The organism is Bradyrhizobium sp. SZCCT0231, assembly GCF_018130245.1.
GTDB lineage: Bacteria > Pseudomonadota > Alphaproteobacteria > Rhizobiales > Xanthobacteraceae > Bradyrhizobium > Bradyrhizobium japonicum_F.
The window spans coordinates 42,912-64,907 of the sequence record NZ_JAFCKP010000004.1 but is presented as its reverse complement, the minus strand read 5'-3'; the positions used below and the strand labels follow the sequence as shown (position 1 = coordinate 64,907).

17 protein-coding genes are annotated in these 21,996 nt (G+C 65.4%); 12 read left to right on the top strand and 5 right to left on the bottom strand.

Annotated features, from left to right (window positions below; genetic code table 11):
- The first annotated feature begins 343 nt into the window (after positions 1 to 343).
- Positions 344 to 2,020 carry a methyl-accepting chemotaxis protein gene (locus tag JQ566_RS13345; protein WP_212372693.1) on the top strand — a complete coding sequence of 559 codons (1,677 nt, stop codon included), beginning with the start codon at positions 344 to 346 and terminating at the stop codon, positions 2,018 to 2,020.
- Between the two features lie 113 nt (positions 2,021 to 2,133).
- Here JQ566_RS13345 and mutS read toward each other — a convergent pair whose 3' ends face one another.
- Positions 2,134 to 4,872, bottom strand: a complete 2,739-nt coding sequence (mutS, locus tag JQ566_RS13340) for a DNA mismatch repair protein MutS (protein ID WP_212372692.1) — start codon at positions 4,870 to 4,872, stop codon at positions 2,134 to 2,136.
- Between the two features lie 252 nt (positions 4,873 to 5,124).
- On the opposite strand from mutS, the gene pcaF reads away from it, so the two are divergent.
- The 6 genes from pcaF (at position 5,125) to JQ566_RS13310 (ending at position 11,797) form a co-directional block, all read left to right on the top strand.
- A complete protein-coding gene (gene pcaF, locus JQ566_RS13335) occupies positions 5,125 to 6,333 on the top strand; it encodes a 3-oxoadipyl-CoA thiolase (protein WP_212372691.1) in 1,209 nt (402 codons plus the stop codon).
- Between the two features lie 55 nt (positions 6,334 to 6,388).
- A complete protein-coding gene (locus JQ566_RS13330) occupies positions 6,389 to 7,282 on the top strand; it encodes a dioxygenase family protein (protein ID WP_212372690.1) in 894 nt (297 codons plus the stop codon).
- Between the two features lie 118 nt (positions 7,283 to 7,400).
- Positions 7,401 to 8,102, top strand: coding sequence for a protocatechuate 3,4-dioxygenase subunit beta (gene pcaH, locus JQ566_RS13325; RefSeq protein ID WP_212372689.1), 702 nt, complete (start codon positions 7,401 to 7,403; stop codon positions 8,100 to 8,102).
- A 1-nt stretch (position 8,103) separates the two neighbouring features.
- Positions 8,104 to 8,706: a protocatechuate 3,4-dioxygenase subunit alpha gene (pcaG, locus tag JQ566_RS13320; RefSeq protein ID WP_212372688.1), complete on the top strand. Its 603-nt coding sequence runs from the start codon at positions 8,104 to 8,106 to the stop codon at positions 8,704 to 8,706.
- A 261-nt stretch (positions 8,707 to 8,967) separates the two neighbouring features.
- Complete coding sequence (locus JQ566_RS13315; protein ID WP_212372687.1) at positions 8,968 to 10,656, top strand: methyl-accepting chemotaxis protein; 1,689 nt, start codon at positions 8,968 to 8,970, stop codon at positions 10,654 to 10,656.
- Between the two features lie 76 nt (positions 10,657 to 10,732).
- A complete protein-coding gene (locus JQ566_RS13310) occupies positions 10,733 to 11,797 on the top strand; it encodes a phosphotransferase (RefSeq protein ID WP_212372686.1) in 1,065 nt (354 codons plus the stop codon).
- 143 nt (positions 11,798 to 11,940) lie between these two features.
- On the opposite strand, the gene JQ566_RS13305 is transcribed toward JQ566_RS13310, so the two are convergent.
- The 3 genes from JQ566_RS13305 to JQ566_RS13295 are packed head-to-tail and all read right to left on the bottom strand — an operon-like array spanning position 11,941 to position 15,171.
- The gene (locus JQ566_RS13305; protein WP_212372685.1) at positions 11,941 to 13,497 is read right to left on the bottom strand and encodes an MDR family MFS transporter; all 1,557 of its coding nucleotides are present in this window, start codon (positions 13,495 to 13,497) and stop codon (positions 11,941 to 11,943) included.
- Positions 13,498 to 13,532: 35 nt separating this feature from the next.
- Complete coding sequence (locus JQ566_RS13300; RefSeq protein ID WP_212372684.1) at positions 13,533 to 14,696, bottom strand: HlyD family secretion protein; 1,164 nt, start codon at positions 14,694 to 14,696, stop codon at positions 13,533 to 13,535.
- Positions 14,689 to 15,171 carry a MarR family winged helix-turn-helix transcriptional regulator gene (locus tag JQ566_RS13295; RefSeq protein ID WP_212372683.1) on the bottom strand — a complete coding sequence of 161 codons (483 nt, stop codon included), beginning with the start codon at positions 15,169 to 15,171 and terminating at the stop codon, positions 14,689 to 14,691. Before JQ566_RS13295 ends, JQ566_RS13300 begins: the two co-directional genes overlap by 8 nt.
- Positions 15,172 to 15,329: 158 nt before the next feature.
- Here JQ566_RS13295 and JQ566_RS13290 point away from each other — a divergent pair, with 158 nt between their 5' ends.
- The 5 genes from JQ566_RS13290 to JQ566_RS13270 all read left to right on the top strand — a co-directional run bounded on the left by JQ566_RS13290 (position 15,330) and on the right by JQ566_RS13270 (position 20,327).
- Positions 15,330 to 15,824 carry a Fur family transcriptional regulator gene (locus JQ566_RS13290; protein WP_212372682.1) on the top strand — a complete coding sequence of 165 codons (495 nt, stop codon included), beginning with the start codon at positions 15,330 to 15,332 and terminating at the stop codon, positions 15,822 to 15,824.
- A 35-nt stretch (positions 15,825 to 15,859) separates the two neighbouring features.
- Positions 15,860 to 16,813: a DMT family transporter gene (locus JQ566_RS13285; RefSeq protein WP_212372681.1), complete on the top strand. Its 954-nt coding sequence runs from the start codon at positions 15,860 to 15,862 to the stop codon at positions 16,811 to 16,813.
- A 12-nt stretch (positions 16,814 to 16,825) separates the two neighbouring features.
- A complete protein-coding gene (gene ispG, locus JQ566_RS13280) occupies positions 16,826 to 18,109 on the top strand; it encodes a flavodoxin-dependent (E)-4-hydroxy-3-methylbut-2-enyl-diphosphate synthase (protein ID WP_212372680.1) in 1,284 nt (427 codons plus the stop codon).
- Positions 18,110 to 18,301: 192 nt separating this feature from the next.
- Positions 18,302 to 19,198, top strand: a complete 897-nt coding sequence (locus JQ566_RS13275; protein ID WP_212372679.1) for a TauD/TfdA dioxygenase family protein — start codon at positions 18,302 to 18,304, stop codon at positions 19,196 to 19,198.
- 313 nt (positions 19,199 to 19,511) lie between these two features.
- A complete protein-coding gene (locus tag JQ566_RS13270) occupies positions 19,512 to 20,327 on the top strand; it encodes an N-acetylmuramoyl-L-alanine amidase (protein WP_212372678.1) in 816 nt (271 codons plus the stop codon).
- Positions 20,328 to 20,357: 30 nt separating this feature from the next.
- Here JQ566_RS13270 and JQ566_RS13265 read toward each other — a convergent pair whose 3' ends face one another.
- On the bottom strand, positions 20,358 to 21,965 hold the full coding sequence (locus tag JQ566_RS13265) for a Na+/H+ antiporter (protein ID WP_212372677.1): 1,608 nt from the start codon (positions 21,963 to 21,965) through the stop codon (positions 20,358 to 20,360).
- Positions 21,966 to 21,996: the final 31 nt, after the last annotated feature.

Genomic DNA, 21,996 nt, shown 5'->3' with positions numbered 1-21,996 from the left:
GCTGTGACGAGGCGCCTCCTCAAGCCGTTGAGTGAGAAGCATCATTTCAAGTCCTGCCGGGCGTTTCCGGTCTGAGCTCCAGGCGCCCATCGCGTGGACAGGCTCATCGCTCCCGTGGAATTCCCGCCAGTAAAATTAGAACTTTATTCGAGCTTTTCCCGTACAGAATCAGGCTGCGCATTCGCTTCCGTTGCTGTCCGCACGAATCGTGACGGGCCTGCACTCAGGTCATTGGACTGCGGGAGAGGCCGATTTGGAATACGGCAGCACTGCCGCATGGTCAGTTCCTTGATACCGACGGGCGTATCCCCCTTCGGCGTTATTTCGAGATGGAGATTTCCTGATGTTTGGTCGCAAGTCCCGCGGTGATGCCGACGCAATGCTCGCGGCCATTGGTCGTTCGCAAGCCATGATCGAATTCGCGATGGATGGCACGATCCTGACGGCCAACCACAACTTCCTCAACGCGCTCGGCTACACCCTCGACGAGATCAAGGGGAAGAAGCACGCCATGTTCATGCCGGCCGATCAGCGTGATAGTGCCGAGTATCAGGCGTTCTGGGCGCAGCTCAATCGAGGCGAGCCCCGAGCGGCCGAATTCAAGCGGATCGGCAAGGGCGGCCGCGAGGTCTGGATCGAGGCGTCGTACAATCCGGTGCTCGATGATGCCGGCAAGCCCGTCAAGGTCGTGAAGGTCGCGACCGATATCACCGCGAAGAAGATCCACGCCATGACGGAGGCCTCCAAGGTCTCCGCCATCGGCCGCGCCCAGGCGGTCATCGAGTTCAAGCTCGACGGCACCGTCGTTACCGCCAACGAGAATTTTTGCAAGGCGCTCGGCTACTCGCTGGCCGAGATCGAGGGCAAGCATCACAGCATGTTCGTCGACGCCGCCGGCCGTGACGGCGCCTCCTATCGTGAATTCTGGGCCGCGCTCAACCGCGGCGAATACCAGGCCGGCGAGTTCAAGCGCATCGGCAAGGGTGGCCGCGAGGTCTGGATCCTCGCCTCTTACAATCCGCTGCTCGACGAGAAGGGCAAGCCGTTCGGCGTCGTCAAGTTCGCAACCGAAATCACCGCGGAGAAGCTGAAGAACGCCGATCTCGCCGGTCAGATCGCGGCGATCGACAAGGCCCAGGCCGTGATCGAGTTCAGCATGGACGGCACGATCATCACCGCGAACGCCAACTTCCTCGCCGCGCTCGGCTATTCGCTGGCCGAGATCAAGGGCAGGCATCACAGCATGTTCGTCGACGCCGCCGAGCGCGACGGCGTCGCCTATCGCGAGTTCTGGGCCGCGCTCAACCGCGGCCAGTACCAGGCGGCCGAGTACAAGCGCATCGGCAAGGGCGGCAAGGAGGTCTACATCCAGGCCTCCTACAATCCGATCCTCGACCTCAACGGCAAACCGTTCAAGGTCGTGAAATATGCCACCGACACCACGCGGCAGGTGCTGGTCCGCATGGGCAACGAGCGCGTCCGCGGCATGATGGAATCGGTCGCCGCCGGCTCCGAGGAGCTGAACGCCTCGGTGCGGGAGATTTCCGAGGCGATGACCAAATCGCGCGAGACCGCGATGAGCGCGGTCGATCAGGTCGCCGCCGCCGACGCCCAGGCGCAGCGCCTCACCGAGGCCGCGCAGGCGATGAGCGGCATCGTCGAGATGATCAACAGCATCACCGGACAGATCAACCTGCTCGCGCTCAACGCCACGATCGAATCCGCCCGCGCCGGTGAGGCCGGCCGCGGCTTCGCGGTGGTCGCCTCCGAAGTGAAGAGCCTCGCCAACCAGGCCAAGCAGGCGACCGACAAGATCGGCCAGGAGATCGGCAGCCTCAACGGTATCTCCGGCGACGTCGTCAGCGCGCTCAGCTCGATCAAGCAGGCGATCAACAATGTCAGCGAGTACGTCACCTCGACCGCCGCTGCGATCGAGGAGCAGAGCACGGTGACGAACGAGATGTCGACCAGCATGCAGCGCGCGGCCGCGGAAGCCGCGGCGATCGCGGCGGGGGCGTAGGCAGAATCGTAGGGTGGGCAAAGGCGCGCACTTCGCGCGCCGTGCCCACCATCCTTCCGCGAATTCGCATTTGCATGGTGGGCACGCTACGCTTTGCCCACCCTACGGCACCGTCACTGCTTCGGCAGCTTGGCCTTCAACGCATAGAGCGCATCGAGCGCTTCGCGCGGCGACATCTCGTCGGGGTGCAGCGCCTTCACGGCTTCCATCAACAGCTCGGCCTCGGTTGGCGGCGCGGCTTCCGCGGCGGCGCGGGAGGGGACTGCGAACAGCGGCAGATCGTCCACGAGGGCTCGCGCGGTCTGGCCGCGGTCCTGCGCCTCCAGCTTGGAGAGCACGGATTTGGCGCGCGTGATCACCGCCGGCGGCAGGCCCGCGAGTTTTGCGACCTGGATGCCGTAGGAGCGGTCGGCCGAGCCCGGCAGCACCTCGTGCAGGAACACGACGTTCCCCTGCCACTCCTTCACGCGCACCGTGGCGTTGAACATGCGCGGCAGTTTTGCCGAGAGTGCGGTCAGCTCGTGATAGTGCGTCGCGAACAATGTGCGGCAGCGGTTGCTCTCGTGCAAATGCTCGATCGCGGCCCAGGCAATCGAGAGGCCGTCGAAGGTCGCGGTGCCGCGGCCGATCTCGTCGAGGATCACGAGCGAGCGCTCGCCGGCCTGATTGAGGATAGCCGCGGTCTCGACCATCTCCACCATGAAGGTGGAGCGGCCGCGGGCGAGATCGTCGGCCGCGCCGACGCGCGAGAACAGGCGGTCGACGATGCCGATCCGCGCACGCGTGGCCGGCACGAAGCTGCCGATCTGAGCCATCAAGGCAATCAGCGCGTTCTGGCGCAGGAAGGTCGATTTGCCCGCCATGTTGGGACCGGTGAGCAGCCAGAGCTGGCCGGATTTTTGTGCGGGGCTAGGTGAGAGATCGCAGGCATTGGCGATGAACGGCTCGCCGTTGCGCTTGAGGGCCTGCTCCACCACGGGATGGCGGCCGGCTTCGATCGCGAAGCTGAGCGAGCCATCCACCTCGGGCCGCACATAGTTCTCGTCGACCGCCAGTTTTGCCAGCGACGTCGCGACGTCGAGCAGCGCAAAGCCCTGCGCGGCGGCGCGCAGATCGTCGCTGATCTCGAGCGCCTTGGCGCAGAGCCGCTCGAAGATCTCGAGCTCGAGGCCCAGCGCACGGTCGCCGGCATTGGCGATCTTGGCCTCGATCTCGCCGAGCTCGGAGGTGGTGAAGCGCACCTGTCCTGCCAGCGTCTGGCGATGGATGAAGGTCGCGTTCAGCGGCGGCGACATCAGCTTGTCGCCGTGCTGCGCGGTGACCTCGACGAAATAGCCGAGCACGTTGTTGTGGCGGATCTTGAGGCCCTTGACGGAGGTCGTGTCGGCGTAGCGCGCCTGCATCGAGGCGACCACGAGGCGCGAGGCATCGCGCAGGTTTCGTGCCTCGTCGAGTGCGGGCTCGTAGCCCTGGCGAACGAAACCGCCGTCGCGCTTGATCAGCGGCAGCTGCTCGTCGAGCGCGCCGGCGAATTCGGATGCGAGCTCGCGCGACGGCCTTTGCAGCGCCGCCATCACCGCCGCGATCTCCTGCGGCGGCCGATCCATTTCGCCGAGCCGCGTCAGCACCTGGTCGGCAGCGATGATGCCGTCGCGGATGCCGGCGAGGTCGCGCGGTCCGCCGCGGCCGACCGAGAGCCGCGCCAAAGCGCGCGACATGTCGGGCGCGCCGCGCAGGATGCTGCGGATGTCCTCGCGCGCCGCGGAATCGGCAACGAAGGCGCTGACCGCGTCGAGCCGGCGGGCGATCGCCGGTGCATCGGTCAGCGGTGCCGCCAGACGCTGCGCCAGCAGGCGCGAACCCGCAGAGGTGACAGTGCAGTCGATCGCGTCGAGCAGCGAGCCGCGGCGTTCGCCGGCCAGTGTCCGCGTCAGCTCGAGATTGGCGCGGGTGGCCGGATCGATCGCCATGGTCGCGCCCGAGGCCTCGCGCGCGGGCGGCGACAGCGGCGGATGCTTGCCGACCTGGGTGCGGTCGACATAGGTGACGGCGGCGGCCGCAGCGGTGGCCTCCAAGCGGGTGAGCTGGGAGAGCCCGTCCATGGTCGCGACCGCAAAGTAGTCGCACAGCCGCTTCTCGGCAGTGGCGCCGTCGAAGACGTCGCGGGTCAGCGGGGTCACCGCCGGCAGCTCGCGCAAGGTCTGTCCGAGCTCGCTGTCATTGTAGAGCGCGTCGGTGACGATGGCCTCGTTCGGGTTGATGCGCGCCAGCGTCGCGGCGAGCTCGCCGCCCGAAACTTCGGTGACCATGAATTCGGCGGTCGAGATGTCGATCCAGGCGAGACCGAAGCGGTCGCCGCCGGTAGACGAACGTGCCCGCGCGATCGCCAGCAGATAATTGTTGGCACGCGCATCGAGCAGCGTGTCCTCGGTCAGCGTGCCCGGCGTGACCAGCCGCACCACGCCGCGGCGCACCACGCTCTTGTTGCCGCGCGCTTTCGCCGCCGCCGGATCCTCGGTCTGCTCGCAGACGGCGACGCGGTGGCCGGCACTGATGAGACGATGCAGATAATCCTCTGAGCGCTCGACCGGCACGCCGCACATCGGGATGTCGGCGCCCTGATGCTTGCCGCGCTTGGTCAGGACGATCCCGAGCGTTCTGGAGGCGATCTCGGCGTCCTCGAAGAACAGCTCGTAGAAGTCGCCCATCCGGTAGAACAGCAGCAAGCCCCGATGCGCAGCCTTGATCTCGAGGTACTGTTCCATCATCGGCGTGACGCGCGTAGCGGCTTCCGCTGGTTGGGCGGGGGCTTCGTCGGGCGGCGGGACAGGTATCGGCTGTTGCATCGTCATGGGCGGCGCAACCTACAAAATTTCGGCACCTGCTCCTATCGGTTTGGCCGGGAAGGGAAGGTTTTCCACGTTGTCCGCGTGGCGGAAGCGGCTGCCACATTTTCCGCTGTCATTCCGGGCTCGCGCCAAATGGCGCGCCCCGGAATGACGGCTGCCCCGCGAAACCGTCAATTGACCTGCCGTGGGCGCCCCCCTAAAACTCCGCCGACATTGAAGAATTTGGCCGGATCGCCGCATTCAGGGAGAACAACGATGCGTGACGTCTTTATCTGCGATGCCGTGCGGACCCCGATCGGCCGTTTCGGCGGCTCGCTCGCCAAGGTGCGCGCCGACGATCTCGCCGCAGCCCCGATCAAGGCGCTGATGGCCAAGCACCCTGGTCTCGACTGGGCGCAGGTCGACGAGGTCTTCTTCGGTTGCGCCAACCAGGCCGGCGAGGACAACCGCAATGTCGCGCGCATGGCGCTGCTGCTGGCGGGTCTTCCGGATTCGGTTCCCGGGCAGACCCTGAACCGGCTCTGCGCCTCGGGCCTCGATGCAGTCGGCGCCGCGGGCCGCGCCATTCGCTCCGGCGAGATCGAGCTTGCGATCGCCGGCGGTGTCGAGTCGATGACCCGCGCGCCGTTCGTGATGGGCAAGGCCCAGGAGGCCTTCTCGCGCTCGGCCGAAATCTTCGACACCACCATCGGCTGGCGCTTCATCAATCCGCTGCTGAAGGCGCAGTACGGCGTCGACGCCATGCCCGAGACCGGCGAAAATGTCGCTGAGGAATTCCAGGTTTCGCGCGCCGACCAGGACGCCTTTGCCATCCGCTCGCAGCAGCGCGCCGGTGCGGCGATCGCGGCCGGCTATTTCGCCGAGGAGATCATCCCGATCACCATCCCTGGCGGCAAGGCCGGTCCGATCACGGTCGACAAGGACGAGCATCCGCGTCCCGAGACCACGCTGGAAGGTCTCGCCAAGCTGAAGCCGATCGTGCGCAATCCCGGCACCGTCACCGCCGGCAACGCCTCCGGCGTCAATGACGGCGCCGCCGCCATGATCCTGGCCTCGGAAGCTGCGGTGAAGAAGCACGGCCTGACGCCCCGCGCCCGCATCCTCGGCCTCGCCTCGGCCGGCGTGCCGCCGCGGATCATGGGCATTGGTCCCGTTCCGGCGACCCGCAAGCTGATGGAGCGGCTCGGCAAGAAGATCAGCGATTTCGACCTGATCGAGCTGAATGAAGCCTTCGCCTCGCAAGGCATCGCCTGCATGCGCCAGCTCGGCGTCGCCGACGATGCGGATTTCGTCAATCCGCATGGCGGCGCCATTGCGCTCGGCCATCCGCTCGGCATGAGCGGCGCCCGCCTCGCGCTCACCGCCGTGCACGGCATGGAGAAGCGCGGCGGCAAGCTCGCCCTCGCCACCATGTGCGTCGGCGTCGGCCAGGGCGTCGCGGTCGCGATCGAGAAGCTGAACTGACGGTCTTTCCTCTCCCTCTCCCCGCTTGCGGGGAGAGACAGGGAGAAAATAGCCCATGATCATCGAGCGCGAGCAGGACGTCACGGCCGCGGCACTGGCGGTGATGGCGCGGACATCCGATCCGCGGCTGCGCCAGATCATGGTCTCTCTCGTCGAGCATTTGCACGCCTTCGTCCGCGATGTCAGGCTGACCGAGAAGGAATTCCGCGACGCCACGGCGATCGTGGCCGAGCTCGGCAAGCTGACCACCGACACGCATAACGAAGTCGTGCTGATGGCGGGGTCGCTCGGCGTCTCCTCGCTGGTGTGCCTGCTCAACAACGGCGATCAGGGTAATACGGAGACCGATCAATCATTGCTCGGGCCGTTCTGGCGGTTGAATTCGCCCCGGGTCGAGAATGGCGGATCGATCGTGCGCTCGGAGACACCGGGGGCCGCGCTGTTCGTCAGCGGCCGTGTCGTCGACAAGGGCGGCCAGCCCGTCGCGGGTGCCGAGGTCGATGTCTGGCACGCTTCGCCGGTTGGCCTCTATGAGAACCAGGACCCCGATCAGGCCGACATGAACCTGCGCGGCAAGTTCACAACCGACCGGGATGGACGCTTCGCCTTCCGCTCGGTGATGATGGTCGGCTATCCCATTCCGACGGACGGCGTGGTCGGCCGCCTGCTCGAGGCGCAGGGCCGGCATCCCTATCGACCCGCGCATCTGCACGCCCTGATCTTCAAGCCCGGTTTTAAGGTGCTGATCTCGCAGGTCTACGACCCCGCCGATCCGCATATCGACAGTGACGTGCAGTTCGGGGTGACGCAGGCGCTGATCGGCAAGTTCCGGCGCCACGATACGCCGCATCCGACCGCGCCCGACGTCGCTACGCCCTGGTATTCGCTGGATCACACCTACCGGCTCGAGCCCGGCGAGGCCGTGCTGCCGCGCCCGCCGATCAAATAGCGGCGCCCGACGGGGCGCAGGAAGGCTGCCAAACCCGCTTCCCCAAATTAGTTATATCCTATAATGATTGGCGGAAGCGTTGACCGGCCGGACCACAATGGCCGGGGAGGAGTTCGCCATGACATTTATCTATCCTGTCGACAGCAACAAGGCGCATCCGCTGCCGCTGTCGCCCGACTACAAGAGCTCGATCAAGCGCGCGCCGAACAAGCCCTTGATCCCGATGCGTCACACGCTGTCGGAACTGACCGGCCCGGTCTATGGCCACGAGACCGTGCGCGAGGGCGACAACGATCTCACCACCCAGCATGCTGGCGAGCCGATCGGCGAGCGCATCATCGTGCATGGCCATGTGCGGGACGAGGACGGCCGCGGCGTGCCGAACTCGCTCGTCGAGATCTGGCAGGCCAATTCCTGCGGCCGCTATGTCCACGTCCGCGATCAGCATCCGGCGCCGCTCGATCCGAATTTCACCGGTGCGGGCCGCACCGTGAGCGATGCTTCCGGCTATTATCGCTTCGTCACCATCAAGCCCGGCGCCTACCCCTGGGGCAATCACCACAACGCCTGGCGCCCCGCGCACATCCATCTCTCGGTGTTCGGCTATTCCTTCGTCACGCGCCTCGTGACGCAGATGTATTTCCCGAACGATCCCTTGTTTCCGTTCGACCCGATCTTCAATTCGGTTCCGGACGAGAAGGCGCGGGCGCGGATGGTCTCCTCGTTCGATCTCGAGAACACAAAGCCCGAATGGGCGCTGTGCTACCGCTTCGATATCGTGCTGCGCGGCAAGAACGCTACCCCCATGGAGAACCACTAACGTGCAGGATTCTGTGAAGCCCGACGGGATCACCCCCTCGCAGACGGTCGGTCCGTTCTTCAAATACGGACTGACGCCGACCGGCGACTATGCGTGGAACGACGCGTTCACCAGCTCGACGCTGACCCCCGACGTCACGGGCGACCGCATCCGCATCGAGGGCCGCGTGTTCGACGGTGCCGGCGTTGCCGTGCCGGATTGCATGCTGGAGATCTGGCAGGCGGATGCGCAGGGACGTTTCGCCGACCCGCAGGACAAGCGTGCGCTGCCGAATGCGAGCTTCCGCGGCTTTGCCCGCTGCGGCACCGACAAGGACGGCAACTACGCCTTCGAGACAATCAAGCCGGGCGCGGTGCCGGATCCCGACGGCAAGCCGCAGGCGCCCCATATCCTGCTTGCGGTGTTCGGCCGCGGCATGCTGCGGCATCTCTACACCCGGATCTATTTCAGCGACGAGGCTGGGAACTCCGCCGATCCCGTGCTGGCGCTGGTGCCGGCCGACCGCCGCGCCACGCTGACCGCGGTGCGCGAGGCCGGCAAGCCGGTCTACCGGCTCGACCTGCGGCTCCAGGGCGACGACGAGACGGTGTTCTTCGACGTGTGAAGGCAAGGCGTGCCGGGGAGGCCTGCTCCTCGGCACGCACATCTCATTCGGCGCATCGAAGCCGGCGCTGCGTTGCCCATCAGTCTCAAACGTTCTCTTCGGCGTTTGTGCGTCAGCCTCGCTGACTCAATACCGAAGGCTTGACGGCCAATTCCCGTAGTTATGCGGAGCTCGCGCGATACAATTCCGGCGCGAAGCAATCCCGTATTTACCGTATTCGTCTAGGGTGGAGGCAGTTTCGACGCCGACCCGGATTGTTTCATGAAATTTCGTCTGTCCTTGTCCTCTGCGATCGTCGCGTTCGGCATCGTTCTCGCCATTGGTTTTGCCGCCGTGGTTTCGACCAGCCTGTACGCCTTGAAGGAGCTCAAGGTCGGCGGCCCGCTCTATTCCGACATCAAGCTCGGCAACGACCTGATCGCCGATATCCTGCCGCCGCCGGAATATGTCATTGAGGCCTACCTCGAGGCGACGCTGGCCATGCGTGAGCCGGACCAGCTGGCGGCCCATGGCGAACGCCTGGTCCAGCTCCGCAAGGATTACGACGAGCGCAAGGCGTTCTGGGTCTCCTCCAGCCTCTCGCCAGATCTGAAGACCGCGCTGGTGTCGAAGTCCGATGCCGAGGTGCAGAAATTCTGGAAGGCGTCCGAACAGCTCCTGCCGGCCCTCAAGGCCAAGGACGCGGCGGCTTCCGAGCGCGCCTACGCGCAACTCAAGGAGGCCTATACCACGCATCGCGCCGTCATCGACAGCATCGTCGAGAGCGCCAACAAGCAGAATGCCGCCATGGAGAAGCTGGCCGCAGACCGCGACAGCTCCATGCTCTATATCCTCCTGGGCGTCTCCGCCGCCGTCCTCGCCTTCGTTGCCGCGGGCCTGCTCGGTGTTGCCCTCGGCGTGGTGCGTCCGATCGTGCGCATGACCGACACGATGCAGAAGCTCGCCACCGGCGATCTCACCGCCGACATTCCCTTCGCGCACCGGCAGGACGAGGTCGGCTCGATGGCGGGTGCGCTTCTGGTGTTCAAGCAGGCGGCGGTCGAGAATTCCCGTCTGCGCGAGGAACAGTTGCGACAGGAGCAGGAGGCGGCGCTTGCCAAGCGCTCCGCCCTGCACCAGATGGCCGAAACGGTCGAGCGCGAGACCGGCCGCTCGGTCGATACCGCAACCTCTGCGACGCAAGGCGTCGAGCGGGCCGCCTCCGGACTGTCGGAGATCGCAAAGTCGCTTTCTGCGCAGTCGCAGGCAGTCGCGGCGGCCTCCACGCAGGCCCTCGGCAGCTCGCAAGCCGTCTCGGCCGCGGCCGAAGAACTGAGCGCCTCGATCCGCGAGATCGCAAGCCAGGTCGCGCGGACCAGCACCGTCACCAAATCGGCGGTTGCCGGCCGCGAGCAGGCGCGCTCGACCATTCAGGCGCTGGCCGGATCGGTGAAGAAGATCGCCGAGGTCTCCGACCTCATCGGCGGCATCGCGGGCCAGACCAACCTCCTCGCGCTCAACGCGACGATCGAGGCGGCGCGCGCCGGCGAAGCCGGCCGCGGCTTCGCGGTGGTTGCCGCCGAGGTGAAATCCCTGTCCGACCAGACCGCCAAATCCACCGAGGAGATCGGGCGGCTGATTGCCGAGATCCAGACCTCGACGCAGGCCGCCGTCGACGCCGTCGAGGCCATGGGGGGCCACATCGTCGAGATCGACGGCGTGGCGACCTCGGTCGCCGCCGCGATGGAAGAGCAGGATGCCGCGACGCGGGAGATCGCGCGGTCGATTTCCGAATCGGCCTCTGCGGCGAAGGAGGTCTCGGCCAAGATCGGCAATGTCAGCCGCGATGCCGCCTCGGTCAACGAGCGCGCCGCGGACGTGAGGCAGGCGATCGCCGGGATGGCGGCCAATCTCGAGCAGCTGCGGTCGGTCGTCGTGCGGACCGTGCGCGACTCGACCGCGGCAGCCTGAGCCCCGCGGCAGCTCGGCCGCTGGTGCCCGGGCGTGTGATCGTGCAGTATGGCGCGGGACAGGGGCATCGTGGTTCATGACATCTCCACAATTGCCGGCGGTCGTTGAGCCCGCCCGACTGACGGCCGCGCTACGCAGGGGCGGCGTGCTCGACGCCGGCGCCGTGCGCGAAGTGAAGGTGCTGCACCAGCGCGACACCGTCGTGTCACATATCGTCAGGCTCGGGCTGCGCTATGTCGGGGAATCCGCCGGCGCCCCACAGTCGCTGATTCTGAAGACTCCCAACTCCGCCTTCGCCGAGAGCCTCGCCAATGGCGGCCGGCGCGAGGTGGACTACTACACCCAGCTCGCGCCGAAGATGCCGCCGGGACTCGTGCCGCGCTGCTTTGACGGGCATTTCGACGAGGACGGCCCCACCTGGCACCTGCTGCTCGAGGACCTCACCGATAGCCACGAAATCGGGATGGCTTGGCCGGTGCCGCCGTCGCGCGAGCAGACGATCGCCATCGTCACCACGCTCGCACGCTGGCATGCAGCCTGGTGGGACCATCCGAGCCTCGGCGACAGCGTCGGTACCTGGGCGAGCACGAAGGACAGTGCGCAACGTATGGAGACGTTTGCGGGGCACTATGACCGCTTTGCCGATCTTCTCGGTGATCGCCTCAGCGAGGAGCGGCGTACCCTCTACCGTCGCCTCATCGATCAGTCGGACCGGCTGTCCCAGCGCTACCATTCACGCCGTCACCTCAGCATCACCCATGGCGATGCTCATGTCTGGAATTTCCTGCTGCCGCGCGCGGGCGTCGCCGACACCGTGCGCATCTTCGATTTCGATCTTTGGAGCATCAACGTTCCGACCCACGACCTCGCTTATATGATGGCCATGCATTGGTATCCGGAACGCCGGCAGGCGCTCGAACGGCCGCTGCTCAATCTCTACCATGACACGCTGATCGGGAGCGGCATCACCGGCTACACGCGCGGCGCGCTCGATCGCGACTACCGCTGGGCGGTGCTCTGGCAGATCACGCGGCCGGTCTGGCAGTGGAGCATGAACATCCCGCCGCTGATCTGGTGGAACAATCTGGAGCGGGTGTTTGCGGCAGTGGATGATTTAGGCTGCGAGGAGTTGTTGGGATGATCTCTCGTGCCCCGGACGCAGCGCAGCACGTAGTGGTGCGCTGCTGAGCCGGGGCCCAGATCCGATAGCAGAATGGGTCCCGGTTCTGCGGCGCATCGCTACGCGCTGCACCGCGCCCGGTACACGAGATCGCCGACCCGAGGCTACTCCATCACCGCATGCTCCGGCCCCGCCGCCTGCTTGCGCAGCGTGGCCTTGGTGGAGCCGATCAGCAAAGCGAGCGGGATGGTGCAGAGGATGAAGACCATCACAAGCTGGTAGTCGTGTGCGAAGGCGATGATCTGCGCCTGCACGCTGACCATCCGGTCGGCCATGGCGCGGCCGGCGTCGGTGGACAGGTTGATCAGGCCGCTGACGCTGGGCATCTGCAGCGCGTGGTTGAACGGGTTGACGTGCTCGGAGAGGATCGCATAGGTCCGCCGCGTGCCCTGCGACAGCTCGGCGATGACGACGGAAATGCCGACCGAGCTCGCGACGTTGCGCATCAGGGTCAGCATCGCGGTGCCGTCGGTGCGCAGCTCGTTCGACAGCGTCAGGAACGCCACTGTCGAGAGCGGTACGAAGACGAGGCCGAAGCCGAAACCCTGGATGACGCTGACGGTGACGATCTCCGGCACCTGGGTCAGGTCGGTCCAGCCGGTCATCTGGAACAGCGAGCCGGCCGTCAGCGTCAGGCCGGAGATGATGAGCGTGCGCGCCTCGAAATAGCGCATCATGCGGCCGACCAGCATCATGGCGAAGAAGGTGCCGATGCCGCGGGTCGCGAGCAGCAGGCCGGCGGTGATGATGGGATAGCCGATCACATTCTGCATGTAGGGCGAGGCCAGCGCCATGGTCGAGAACAGCACGAGCCCCATCACGATCATGAACACGCAGCCGGTGACGAAGTTGCGGTCCCGAAACAGCGCAAAGCGGATGAACGGCGTCGAGGTCGTGAAGGAGTGCGCGAGGAAGAAATAGAAGGCGACCGCCGAGACGATGAATTCCGCGACGATCTCATTGGATTCGAGCCAGCCCAATTGCTCGCCGCGATCGAGCGCGAGCTGCAGCGCGCCGATCGCGATCGCCAGTGCGGCGAAGCCGAACCAGTCGAATTTGAGGCTGAGGTCCTTCCTGGTCTCGTCCATGAAGATGATCAGCCCGAGCACGGTGATGGCGCCGAACGGCAGGTTGACGAAGAACACCCAGTGCCAGGAATAGGTCTCGGTCAGCCACGCGCCCAATGACGGACCCATGATCGGACCCATCATCACGCCCATGCCCCAGATCGACATCGCCTTGGCGCGTTCCTGGAGCGTGTAATGATCGAGCATCACCGACTGCGACAGCGGCACCAGCGCGGCACCGAACACGCCCTGCAGCAGGCGGAACAGCACCATCTGGTTGATGTCCTGCGCGAGGCCGCACAGCACCGATGCCATGGTGAAGCCGGCCGAGCAGATGATGAAGATGCGCTTGCGGCCGAAGCGATTGGCAATCCAGCCCACCGGCGCCGTCATGATCGCGGCGGCGACGATATAGGAGGTCAGCACCCAGTTGATCTGGTCCTGCGAGGCCGACAGCGTGCCCTGCATGTAGGGCAGGGCGACATTGGCGATGGTGGTGTCCAGCGCCTGCATGATGGTCGCGGTCATGGCGCAGATCGTCACCATGTTCCGGCGCAGGCCGGGGACCATCAGGCTGGCGTTGGGGCCGGACATCGGGTCAGTCCTTGTTGTTGGTCTTGGTCTTTGGCCTAGTCTTTATCCTGGCCCGCGGTTGCCGACAGGCCGAACAGGCCGGCGAGCGAGCGTCGATGGCCGGTATCGATGGTGGCGTAGACGCTCATGCCGGCCTTCAGCTTCCGCACATATTTGTCGGTCTCGTCGAAATAGATGCGGATCGGCACGCGCTGCACCACCTTGACGAAATTGCCGGTGGCATTCTGCGGCGGCAGGATCGCGAATTGCGCGCCGGTGCCGGGCGAAAGCGAGCCGATCTTGCCCTTGAAGACGTGGTTCGGGAACGCGTCGACCTCGAGCGTGACGGGCTGTCCTTCGGTCACATAGGTGAGGTCGCTCTCCTTCGGGTTGGCGTCGACCCAGGGATGGGCGACGTCGATGATGGAGAACACCGGCGTGCCGGCGGCGACATAGCGGCCGAGCTGGATCTGCTCGACCTGCGTCGCCACGCCACCCATCGGCGCGCGCAGCACGGTGTGGTCGAGATTGCGCTGGGCGTCCTCGAGCTTTGCCTTGGCCTGCGCATAGGGAGGGAACTGCTCCAGTGGCAGGTCGGGTTTGCCGAGCAATTGCGTCTTCGCGTTCGACAGCTGCTGCTTGACGAACTGCGTCTGTGCGCCGGCGGTCACCAGCGCGTTGGCTGCATTGTCGAGATCGAGCTGGGAGCCGAAACTGTTCTTCACCAGGGCCTGCTTGCGCTCGACGTCGCGCTGCTTCAGCTCGACGCCCTGCTGGGCGAGGTTGAGCATGTCGCCGTAGATCCTGATATTGGCAACGAGGTTGTCGTAGGTCGTGCGGGCCTGCGCGAGCTGTGCCTTGGCTTCATCGACGGCGAGGCGGAACGGAACGGAGTCGATCTCGAACAGCTCGTCGCCCTGCTTGACGACCTGACCTTCCTTCACGACGACTTTCAGGATCTTGCCGGAGATATCGGGTGTCACCAGCACCTTCTGCGCGCCGACATAGGCATCGTCAGTGCCGACATAGCGGCCGCCTTGCAGATAGAGCGTGAGGCCGCCGATGGCGGCGATGAGAGGCAGCACGACCAGGAGCAGGAAACGGCGATAGCGGCGCAGGCCCGCCACCAAGCGGCGGCGCGGATCGGTGCCGGCCTTCTTGGTCGGTTTGCCGCCGTCGCTCTTCTGCTCGGGCTGGAACTTGAGGACCTGATCAGCCATAGCGCTGCTCCTTCCGTGCTTGCTCCGCGCCGCTGGTCTGGGTGGCGGTCCGCACGTTTTCCTTGATTGTTTCCAGCTGGACGAGGAGACGATGGGCGTCGGCCGGGCTGATGCCGTCGAGCGCGTTGGCGGTGATTTCGGACCGGAGCCCGCTCATCCGGCCGAGCAGCTGCCGGCCGGCCTTCTTCAGGTAGAGGCGCTTGACGCGGCGGTCCGAGGCGTCGCTGCGGCGCTCGAGCCAATCGTTGTCGCAGAGCTTGTCGATCAGGCGCGTCAGCGTGATCGGCTGCACCTCCAAGAGCTCGGCGAGCTCCGACTGCTTCATGCCCTCGCTGCGCTCCACCTTGGCCAGCACCGCCCATTGCGCGCGGGTGATGCCGAACCGCGAGGCCTCCTTGTCGGCATAGACGCGCAGCAGGCGGTAGAGCTCGGAGAGCGTGAACAGGAAGTTCTGGTCGACAGACCCGCGGGTCATGAGCTTTATCTCCAATAAGTCGAAGATATAGTAAGCAAGCTTATGATTATTTCAGGGCAGGATTATCGGGTAGCTGTCCCGCAGCGTTGGCATGGCTGGCAGCCGGTCGCAGTGTCGTGCTTTGGGTTCCCGGGTCGAAATGCTAGAAGGTCAGGCGCATGACACTCGCAAAGCCGGCATTTCCCGCGCCCGATCACGATCACCGCCGCTGCACCGCGGATGCACTCGCGCATGCCGAGGCCGTCTGCGAGCAGCGCGCGCAGAAATTCACGCCAATCCGCCGCCAGGTGCTGGGAGCCTTGCTTTCCAGCCACCGCCCGCTAGGTGCCTATGAGGTGATCGACGAACTGGCAAAATCGATGGCGCGGCCGGCGCCGATCACGGTCTATCGTGCCCTCGATTTCCTGATGGCCAACGGTCTCGTGCATCGCATCGAGAGCCGCAATGCCTATCTCGCCTGCGCCGCCCATGACCACGACGCGACCTCCGCGGTGGCGTTCCTGATCTGCGAGCGTTGCGGCCTGGTCGGCGAGATCTCCTCGGCGTCCTTCGCCAAGGACCTCAACGCTGCCGCGCGCAGCTCGGGCTTCGCACCAAAGCTGTCTGTGGTGGAGATCACGGGCGTCTGCGCCCATTGTCAGAAAATGTCTTAAAGCAACAACGGCGCAAAGCCGGATTTCGGGAAGAAATGTCCGCACCTCAAGTCATACCGTCCGAAGGTCGTCCCCTCAGTGCCGGCGCCATCGCCCTGATGCTCATGCTGTGCCTGACCTGGGGGTTCAACCAGATCGCGGTGAAGCTGGTGCTGCCGGACATTCCGCCGATGCTCCAGGCCACCATTCGCTCGATGGGCGCGCTGCCGGTGCTGTTCATCATCGGCGCCCTGCGTGGTGTCAAATTCTTCGAACGCGACGGCACCTGGAAGCCCGGCCTGATCGCAGGGCTGATGTTCGGCATCGAATTCGTGCTGATTTTCCAGGGGCTACGTCTCACGTTTGCTTCGCGTGCGGTGGTGTTCCTCTACACGGCGCCGTTCTTCGTTGCGCTCGGCTCCTACCAGGCGCTCGGCGAGCGTCTCGGCGGCTCGCAATGGTTGGGTCTCGCCATCAGCTTTGCCGGCGTCGCGCTGGCGATCGGCGTGCCGCAGCCCAATGTCGATTCGCATGTTCTGCTCGGCGATCTCCTGGTCGTCGGCGGCGCCGCGCTGTGGGCGGCAACCACGCTGGTCGCCAAGGGCACGCGGCTGCGCTTCGCCGCGCCCGAGAAGGCGCTGGGTTATCAGGTCGCGACCTCGATCCCGATTCTGGGGCTGGCGGCCTGGCTGTTCGGCGAAACCATCACGCACATGCCGGCGCCGCTGTCGCTCGGCCTGATGGCGTTCCAGGCGATCTGGGTGGTGGGAACCACGTTCACGCTCTGGTTCGCGCTGGTGAAGGCCTATTCGGCCAGCAAATTGTCCGCTTTTACCTTCATCACCCCTTTGTTTGGCGTGGTGGGTAGCTATTTCATCATGCACGACACCCTGAGCCTGACATTCGGGGCCGCTGCGGTCCTTGTAATTGCTGGGCTTTTTCTGGTTAACCGTCCCAGCCAAACGGCTGCGGCGCCGCGCGATGCATTGCTGAACGTCACCAAAACCTGATATTTGGACCCCATGAACAAGCTCGAAAACCCTCTCGATTCCGACGTTGCGGGCCCCGCGCCCCGGCACAAGACCATCCAGGTGAAGGTGGGCAACGTCACTGTGGGCGGCGGTGCGCCGATCGTCGTGCAGTCGATGACCAACACCGACACCGCCGATGTCGACAGCACCATCGCCCAGGTCGCAGCACTCGCGCGCGCCGGCTCCGAAATGGTCCGCATCACCGTGGACCGCGAGGAAGCCGCAGCCGCCGTTCCGCACATCCGCGACGGCCTCGCCAAGCGCGGCATCACCACGCCGCTGATCGGCGACTTCCACTATATCGGTCACAAGCTGCTCGCGGCCTATCCGGCCTGCGCCGAGGCGCTGGCCAAATACCGCATCAATCCCGGCAATGTCGGCTTCAAGGACAAGCGCGACACCCAGTTTGCCGACATCATCGAGATCGCGAACAAGAACGACAAGCCAGTCCGCATCGGCGCCAATTGGGGCTCGCTCGACCAGGAGCTTTTGACCAAGCTGATGGACGAGAACGCCGCCTCGCCGAATCCGCGTGACGTGCGCGCGGTGACGCGCGAGGCCATGGTGCAGTCCGCGCTGCTCTCGGCCGCGCGCGCCGAAGAGCTCGGCATGCCCAAGGACCGCATCATCCTCTCCGCAAAGGTCTCGGCGGTGCAGGATCTCATCGCGGTCTACCAGGATCTCGCGTCCCGTTCCGATTACGCCATTCATCTTGGTCTCACCGAGGCCGGCATGGGCTCGAAGGGGATCGTGGCCTCCTCGGCCGCGCTCGGCATCCTCTTGCAGCAGGGCATCGGCGATACCATCCGCATCTCGCTGACGCCGGAGCCCGGCGGCGACCGCACCCGTGAGGTGCAGGTCGGCCAGGAGCTGCTGCAGACCATGGGCTTCCGCACCTTCGTGCCGCTCGTTGCGGCCTGCCCCGGCTGCGGCCGCACCACCTCGACCACGTTCCAGGAGCTGGCCCGCTCGATCCAGGATTTCATCCGCGACGAGATGCCGACCTGGAAGACGAAATATCCCGGCGTGGAAGAGCTCAACGTCGCGGTGATGGGCTGCATCGTCAACGGCCCCGGCGAATCCAAGCACGCCAATATCGGCATCTCGCTGCCCGGCACTGGCGAAGCCCCGGCCGCGCCCGTGTTCGTCGACGGCAAGAAATTCCGCACGCTGCGCGGCCCGACCATCTCCGCCGACTTCAAGGCGCTGGTGATTGACTACATCGACCAACGCTACGGCCAGGGCGCCAAGGTCCCGGCGCCCGCGGCGGAGTAGTTTTCTCCTAAACATCGGAATCATAAGGCGGGTTCGCGAAACGAAACCCGCCTTATTTTTTGCGCGACCGTAGCCCGGATGGAGCGCAGCGAAATCCGGGGCGCTGCCCACCGCAGAACGATTGCTCCCGGATTGCGCTTCGCTCCATCCGGGCTACGATGGCTCTCAATCAAGATGATCGGGAGACACGCCATGAGCTCACTCGCCGGCAAGCAGGGTCCGCGCTATCGCCACACGGCTGAGGACGGCGCTCCTTACGAAACCATCGCGGTCGAAAAGCTCACGCCGATCATCGGCGCGGAAATCAGTGGCGTCGATATCGGCAAGCTCGTCGATGGCGATGCCCGCTCCAACCGGCAGATGGACGAGATCCACCGCGCGCTCGCCGAAAACCTCGTGATCTTCTTCCGCGACCAGCACATCACGCCGCAGCAGCACCTCGCCTTTGGCCGCAAGTTCGGCGAGCTGCATTTCCATCCCGCCGCTCCCCACGAGGACGAAGATCCGGCGCTGATGAAGATCTATGCCGACAAGAACTCGCCGCGCGCCAACGGCGAAGGCTGGCACTCCGACGTGTCCTGCGATCTCGAGCCGCCGATGGGCTCGATCCTCTACATCAAGCAATGCCCGCCGCGCGGCGGCGACACGCTGTTCGCCAACATGTATGCGGCCTATGAGGCGCTGTCGGACCGCATGAAGGCCTATCTCGACGGGCTCACCGCGTTGCATGACGGCGAGCCGATCTATCGCGGGCTCTACGCGAATTATGGCGTCGCTGACCGTCCCTCCTATCCGCATGCCGAGCATCCCGTGGTGCGCACGCATCCCGTCACCGGCAGAAAAGCGCTCTACGTCAACCGCGGCTTCACCCGCCATATCAACGGCATCCCGCGCGACGAGAGCGACGCGATGCTCGCCTATCTCTACCAGCACGCCGAGAACCCGCTGTTCCAGTGCCGCTTCCGCTGGACCGAGAACGCCATCGCCTTCTGGGACAACCGCTGCACCCAGCACCGCGCGATGTGGGACTACTGGCCGCACACGCGCTCGGGCACGCGCGTGACGGTGAAGGGGGAGCGGCCGGTTTGAACCCTCTCGTGCCCCGGACGCAGCGCAGCGCTTCTTCAGTGCCGTAGGGTAGGCAAAGGCGCGTCAGCGCCGTGCCCACCATGTTTCTGTGATCGTAGTAGCTGTGGTGGGCATGGCGCGCGAAGAGCGCGCCTTTGCCCACCCTACGAGAGCCGTTCTTGCGTTGACGTCCTCCCGCTCCCGCGCCAATCTTCCCAAAAAACAAATCGGGAGGCTTTCCATGCTCCGCGCAGAGGACGATACATTCCTGACCGAGTCCGGCCCCGGAACGGGCTTCGTCGGCCGGCCGCGGATCGCGGCAGCGGGGTAGGACTTGGGTCAGTCGCGGGGCATCGTTGTAATTCTCCTGGTGTCGCTGGTCGCGCTGTTGCTTCCGTCGATCGACGCGGGCCGCGCTGCTCCGGCCCGGAAGGTCGCGAAAGTCAGACCTAAGCCGTCGCCCGCACCAGCCAAATGTGAGATGCCGAAATTTCGGATCGTCGTGGACGTCGGGCACACCGCGGACTCCTACGGCGCATTGAGCGCGCGCAATGATCCGGAGTTCGGCTTCAACTTCCGCCTCGCAAGGCTCATCACGACGAAACTCAAGTCCGAAGGCTTTGCCGAAGCCCGCCTGCTCGTCACGGACGGCAAGGCACGGCCGAGCCTGTTCAAGCGCGTCGGCGCCGCGAACCAAGGCCGGGCCGATCTGTTCCTGTCGGTCCATCATGATTCGGTGCCGGACAAGCTGCTCGAAACCTGGGAGTTCGACGGCGCAAAGAGCTATTTCAGCGATCGATTTTCGGGGCACTCGCTGTTCGTCTCCGAACGCAATCCGCACTTCAGTACCAGCCTGAAGCTGGCCCGGATGATCGGCAAGCAGTTGAAGGAGCACGGCCTGCATTATGCCAGCCAATACACCCTGCCGGTGATGGGTCGCTATCGCCGCCAGCTGCTCGACAGGGATGTCGGCGTCTATCGCTATGACGGGCTCGTCGTGCTGTCGCGGACGCGGAGCGCCGCCGTGCTGCTCGAGGCCGGCTCGATCATCAATCGCGACGAGGAAATGGAGATGAACTCGGCGGAGCGGCAGGAGCTGATCGCAGGAGCCGTGGCAGCGGCGGTGGGGGAGTTTTGCGAGAGGCGGTAGATTGTTCCGCTGCGCTCGCAATGACGGGAGCTATAGCGGCCCGCCCCGATACTCCCGGTTCGCCAAACTCGCCTCCTCCAGATCCAGGTCCCGCTCGATCCGGCGCCGCGTCTCGTCGGTGATCTGGCCGTCGCGCAGGAGATCGTGGATGAATTTGCGCTCGGCCTCGATCAGGCTGCGGGTCAGCGCGGTGCCTGCGGCGGAGACGTCGTGATGGGTCGGATCGAGTGAATCGGGCAGCTGGTTGACGCGGATCTCGTGGCGGGCGCGCAGAAGCCGCATCACCTCGTCGGAGATCTCCTTTTCCGCGGTCAACGCATCGAGCGACTTCAGTGCGGCATCGAGCGCCTGGCGTCGCGCCAAGATCTCCGCTTCGTGCGCGGCGGCATGCTCGTGCCGGCCGGCTTCGGCGACGCCGAGCCAGCGCACGATCGGCGGCAGCGTCAGGCCGACGCCGATCAGCGTGACGAAGATGACACCGAAGGCGACGAACAGGATCAGATCGCGAGACGGAAAGGCCTCGCCATCAGGCAGCGCGAACGGCAGCGCCAGCGCGGCCGCCAGCGACACCGCGCCGCGCACGCCGGTGAAGGCGAGCACGAACGGCCATTGCCATGGCGGCGACGGGTCGCGCTCGCGCAGCGACTTCGAGAGCATCCGCGGCAGATAAGTCGCGGGATAGAGCCAGGCGAAGCGCGCGATCACGACGATGACCAGGACCACTGCAGTCGCGATGAGGATGTCGTCGAGCGGGAAGGCCTTCGATTTCTCGTAGAGCGCGCGCATCTGGAAGCCGGTGAGAAGGAACAGCATGCCTTCGATCAGGTAGATCACGAGATCCCAGAAGAAGATGCCTTGCAGGCGCGTTGCCGACGAGATCAGCAGCGGCCCGTTCCAGCTCACATAGAGGCCGCAGGCAACCGTCGCGATCACGCCGGAGCCGCCGACGTGCTCGGGCAGCCAGTAGGAGACGTAGGGTGTGATCAGCGACAGCGTCAGCTCGACCTGCGGATCCCCGGACCATTTGCGGAAGCGAAGGGAGAGCCAGCCGACGCCGATGCCGAAGGCGATCTCGCTGGCGACGATGAGGAGGAACTCGCCGGCCGCGAGCGGCAGCGAGAAATGTCCGACCATGATGGCGGCGAGCGCGAAGCGGTAGAGGATCAGCGCAGTGGCATCATTGGCCAGTCCTTCGCCCTCGAGAATGACGAGGAGCCGCCGCGGCATGTTGAGCCGGCGCGCGATCGCGAGCGGCGCCACCACGTCGGGCGGCGCGACGATGGCCCCGAGCAGGAAGCCGATGGTCCAGGGCAGGCCGATCATGTAGTGCGTGGCGGCCGCCACCATCGCCGCGGTGAAGATCACCGCGCCGACCGCGAGCAGCACGATCGGACGCAGATTGTTCCTGAACTCGCGCCAGCTCATGGCGACGCTCGCCGAATAGATCAGCGGCGGCAGGACCATCAAGAGCACCAGCTCCGGCGGCAATTCCACCGGCGGCATGCCCGGCACGAAGGCAAGGCCGACGCCGGAGAGCATCAGCAGAATGGCAGGCGCGATGTTGAAGCGGCGCGCGGCAAGTGCGGTGCCTGCCAGCACGGCGAGCAAGATGAGAAAGGTCTGAAACTTCGCTTCCATGATGGTCTGTCTTGACCCGGAAGCGCCCGCA

Coding starts and splice junctions, on each gene's coding strand:
- JQ566_RS13345 (WP_212372693.1), top strand. CDS start 344: ATGTTTGGTCGCAAGTCCCGCGGTGATGCCGACGCAATGCTCGCGGCC.
- mutS (WP_212372692.1), bottom strand. CDS start 4,872: ATGACGATGCAACAGCCGATACCTGTCCCGCCGCCCGACGAAGCCCCC.
- pcaF (WP_212372691.1), top strand. CDS start 5,125: ATGCGTGACGTCTTTATCTGCGATGCCGTGCGGACCCCGATCGGCCGT.
- JQ566_RS13330 (WP_212372690.1), top strand. CDS start 6,389: ATGATCATCGAGCGCGAGCAGGACGTCACGGCCGCGGCACTGGCGGTG.
- pcaH (WP_212372689.1), top strand. CDS start 7,401: ATGACATTTATCTATCCTGTCGACAGCAACAAGGCGCATCCGCTGCCG.
- JQ566_RS13315 (WP_212372687.1), top strand. CDS start 8,968: ATGAAATTTCGTCTGTCCTTGTCCTCTGCGATCGTCGCGTTCGGCATC.
- JQ566_RS13310 (WP_212372686.1), top strand. CDS start 10,733: ATGACATCTCCACAATTGCCGGCGGTCGTTGAGCCCGCCCGACTGACG.
- JQ566_RS13305 (WP_212372685.1), bottom strand. CDS start 13,497: ATGTCCGGCCCCAACGCCAGCCTGATGGTCCCCGGCCTGCGCCGGAAC.
- JQ566_RS13300 (WP_212372684.1), bottom strand. CDS start 14,696: ATGGCTGATCAGGTCCTCAAGTTCCAGCCCGAGCAGAAGAGCGACGGC.
- JQ566_RS13295 (WP_212372683.1), bottom strand. CDS start 15,171: ATGACCCGCGGGTCTGTCGACCAGAACTTCCTGTTCACGCTCTCCGAG.
- JQ566_RS13290 (WP_212372682.1), top strand. CDS start 15,330: ATGACACTCGCAAAGCCGGCATTTCCCGCGCCCGATCACGATCACCGC.
- JQ566_RS13285 (WP_212372681.1), top strand. CDS start 15,860: ATGTCCGCACCTCAAGTCATACCGTCCGAAGGTCGTCCCCTCAGTGCC.
- ispG (WP_212372680.1), top strand. CDS start 16,826: ATGAACAAGCTCGAAAACCCTCTCGATTCCGACGTTGCGGGCCCCGCG.
- JQ566_RS13275 (WP_212372679.1), top strand. CDS start 18,302: ATGAGCTCACTCGCCGGCAAGCAGGGTCCGCGCTATCGCCACACGGCT.
- JQ566_RS13265 (WP_212372677.1), bottom strand. CDS start 21,965: ATGGAAGCGAAGTTTCAGACCTTTCTCATCTTGCTCGCCGTGCTGGCA.